Genomic DNA, 3,717 nt, shown 5'->3' with positions numbered 1-3,717 from the left:
GCGGGCATCGTGAAAAGTCTATGTCAAAGAAAGGGTTATGTTCTCATAATTGACGATTAAATCGCACCTTCCTTAAAGGGCTATTTCATTGTGACCAGAGATGAATTACATATTCTCATGGATTATTTAGCTAATAATTGCATCTTCATGTTTTCCATTACTATCACAGCAAAACTATACAAGATGAGCTCAACGAAGAATGGGGCACTCGCTTCTTTGAGAACTTCGATGCTCATCGGATTTCGACGAATGTTGTAGAACCTTGAATGGTCGATATTTATTCAGACCTATGTGTTGATGATGGCGGAGACGTTTGATCCTAAGTGCCTATTCTGTACGTCGTCAACTGGTCGTTTTCCGCTATCTCTTCGGCAATCCCCAGCTCAACCAGCTTTTTGACATCCTTCCGGGCGGTATTGTCAGACACGCCCAGCGCGGCAGCTATTTCCGTAACGGCAAACAGCTTGCCCGGCGTTGCCATCATGACGTTAACAAGCGTAATCTGGCGCTGTGTCAGTTTCGACAACAGACCGCTTTTATACAGCTTCGCATCAAGCTGCGCCGCAGTCATTACCAACCCTTCTACGTGCTCCAGCAGTTGCTTAACGGCACGGCGTACAACCTGCGCCTGGTAGTCAATGCTGTACGTCAGATCCATGCCGTCCGTTTCCGTGTACTGGTAACTATGGGCGTACTGAACCGGAGCCGCGTGCAGCAGCTGGCTAATTGAGATATACCGGAAAGCCTCATAACCCGATTTCAGCATAAACCAGTAAAACAGGCCGCGACTGGTACGCCCGTTTCCGTCCCTGAATGGGTGTTCATGTGCGATCATGAAATGCAGGATGCAGGCCTTTACCAGCGGGTGAACGTAGGGTTCGGCACTGTTCACGAAATCGCATACCGCTTGCAGGCGCTCTGGCAGGCTCGCAGCAGCTGGCGGCTGGTGAACAATGTTATTGTCGTAATCAGCGATCACAACGTCATCAGTCGTGCGAAGTTCGCCAGGCTGGTACTTCTCATCGTTGATGTCACGCATTCCTATCTCATGGAAATTGCAGATAAGGTCTGGTGTCAGTTCACGATTAAGCAAATGCGGGATGTCAGCCATTAACCGCGCATTACCGGCGATCATGTGCTCGTCTTCGGTACGTGGCCGTCTGCCTGTCTCAAGCATGGTACGCGCCACCAGCGTTGTGGTGTTCGCTCCCTCTAACTGGGAAGAGGTGATCGGCTCGTCGAGCTGCAATTGATGCAGTTCAGCGCCAGCACCGCGCAGGCGTTGGACAATCTCGGCCAGTGCTGCGCGGGTTGTGAATTTGTCTACCATTTCGCACGCTGATGCGATGCACGGTGTGGTTGCAAACCCCGCCTTCTCGCCCTTCTCGTTGGAATAGGAGATCGGCATCAATGCAGCGTTACGCGCCCGACGGGTAAGCGTCCAGGCAAGCGTTGCATTCTCTCCCCGCCCCATGCGACGGCAAAATTCATCAAACGGTAGGTAGCGCCCTTTATCGTCCAGAACGCGGTTGTACTGCTGGTGGGTTTCCAGATCTGTCCATGTGAGCTGGGAAAGCGGGATCAGTGTCGGCGGTCGTCTTATAGTCATCGCACTATCTCAATTTAAATCAACATTGAGATAGTCTACTCTTGGGCACGATACCCTGCAACCCTTTCTATATCCCAGAAATGATAAAGGGCACCCTTTCGGATGCCCCTTACCATAATCATTACTGCATACTACAAATTCGAATTTGCATTGTTTTACAACCTTGCGTGGTTGCCTTCTCCGCTCCCGAAGGGGGCATACATTTCGATCCTTACGATCTGGCCGTATGTGATCCTATCCACGTAATATGTACATGCGCCCGAATGGGACAATTTACGAACGTTGATAATGTAGGTGCGGATGGCGTACCTGGATAGGTTAAAAAAATAACAGAGTATATGCAGGCGATTAATGGTGCAACTCGATAAAACCCTACAGTTTCCAATGACCATAGAGCTTATCGTATTTATTCTGCTAACTCCGAATACTAAAGTATTCCCATTTTTTTAATTTCATCAACCCAGGGGCGAAATTCTACCAGTAAATTATCATATAATTTTTCGTCGCTGATCGACCCGAAATTATCCATTGCAAAAAAGTGTGTGTTATCAACCCGGCGGTCCGTAAAGTCATCCAGATTTTTGAGAATACCGTAACTTGAGCCACCCAGGCCGACAAACTTCCAGAAGATGGGGTAGTTAGCAGAACGACGGATTGCATCTTTAATCGCCCGGGTCTTGCTGATGCCGCCATCAGTAATAAATACAACATAAACAGGGATTTTCGAGTCTTTAAAGTAGTCGACAATTTCTTCCATTACCGGGGGCTCATTGTTTGTCCCACCAAGTCCCGGCAGGTTCTCCCAGGCAGAACGCTTTCCAGACCCACGAATGGCCTGAATATAATTGTCCAAATTGTCCAGAGTGACATTTGGATACTTCTTATGCTTCTCTCCAAACCCCCAGACATCCATCTCACCATCGTCATCGAACTGGGCTGCAAGAACGGCGATACGGTCCAGCACGGACTGAACATTGCCCTTACTGAACTGGCCGCTCATTGAACCGGACGCGTCAAGAACAAACGCTACTGCTGCCTCCAGTGTGTCCAGTTTATTTTTAGTAAGGCTGACTGAGGCCTTTTTAGCGAGACTGACAAGTCGTGGAGATTTGGTTTCAAGTTTCTTTTCCAGACTGATACGAGCTGGTTGCGGGGCTGACTGTGCTACATCAACGCCATAACTAATGGCCAGGGGCTCAAGCCCGCCGTTGAAACCATGGCCAAGCGCCCGGAGCTTCCAGTTGCCGTTATGGCGATACACTTCCGCCACGATAATAGCTTTCTCGCTGCGCCCTGCTGTTTCTGGATCAAACGATGTGATACCGGGAACCTGAAGATTCAGAAACTGTAAGCCTGTAATGGTATCGTTTCCGTCAATTACGAGCGTTATGGATATTTTCTGAACAGTCGGGGAAACGCGGTTAAGTTCAATATGAACGCTTGATTGCTGCGTCCCTGGCGCCAGTTTTACAGCACCCTCTGGTGAACTCAGATTATTGAAAAAGATGAAATCATTATCACCGCTCACCTTACCTTGTGCGTTGAGCATGAAAACACAGGTGTCGGGTTCACCGTTAAAACCGGGAAGTACCGGATATCGCAGATTGAGCGTGATTGATGATGAGGATAGAAGGATATTTTGACCTGACTGTAATTGCATGGCTCTGTTCCTTGTTTAATAACCGTAATCTCTGCCACCCCTTACGCGGGTTCTGGCCTGAAGCGCTGAAATACACTCATCGCGCTTTTGCTTGTTCGAGAAGTCGATGCGTCGGGACCCGAAATCACCATGTATATAGAAGTTGACACCTTTCTCGCGTGTAATATTGGATATTTTTCGAATCTCAATACTGTCCTGCTCGCCCATTCTGCTCAAAAACTTGAGACGGAGTCGATCACCCAATCCCATATTGTCTATATCTGCTGGAAGTATTATCGTTCTGTCATTGTCATTAAAAATGACGCCGAAGTATTCAATGGCAATCCGTTCCGCCATTTTTTTTATTGGCCAGATCATTACAACTGGATAGAGAGGGCGGATTCAACTCCGAAGTGCAACGCTAAGCCGCCAATCTTAGCTCTGCAAACACCACAGACGGTTGCCTGAA

Annotated in this window: 2 protein-coding genes; both read right to left on the bottom strand. The window is 48.4% G+C overall.

All coding sequences use genetic code 11. The features are described 5' to 3' along the window. Window positions 1-319: 319 nt before the first annotated feature. On the bottom strand, window positions 320-1,609 hold the full coding sequence (locus ACSZPU_RS24280) for a Fic family protein (RefSeq protein ID WP_499004126.1): 1,290 nt from the start codon (window positions 1,607-1,609) through the stop codon (window positions 320-322). Window positions 1,610-2,036: 427 nt separating this feature from the next. Next, window positions 2,037-3,269, bottom strand: coding sequence for a vWA domain-containing protein (locus ACSZPU_RS24275; RefSeq protein WP_499004125.1), 1,233 nt, complete (start codon window positions 3,267-3,269; stop codon window positions 2,037-2,039). Window positions 3,270-3,717 lie beyond the last annotated feature (448 nt).

Source organism: Phytobacter sp. V69, assembly GCF_965644215.1.
Taxonomy (GTDB): domain Bacteria; phylum Pseudomonadota; class Gammaproteobacteria; order Enterobacterales; family Enterobacteriaceae; genus Phytobacter.
Note: the sequence above shows the minus strand (reverse complement) of the source record. Positions and strands in the feature narration are given on the sequence as shown.

Coding starts and splice junctions, on each gene's coding strand:
- ACSZPU_RS24280 (WP_499004126.1), bottom strand. CDS start 1,609: ATGACTATAAGACGACCGCCGACACTGATCCCGCTTTCCCAGCTCACA.
- ACSZPU_RS24275 (WP_499004125.1), bottom strand. CDS start 3,269: ATGCAATTACAGTCAGGTCAAAATATCCTTCTATCCTCATCATCAATC.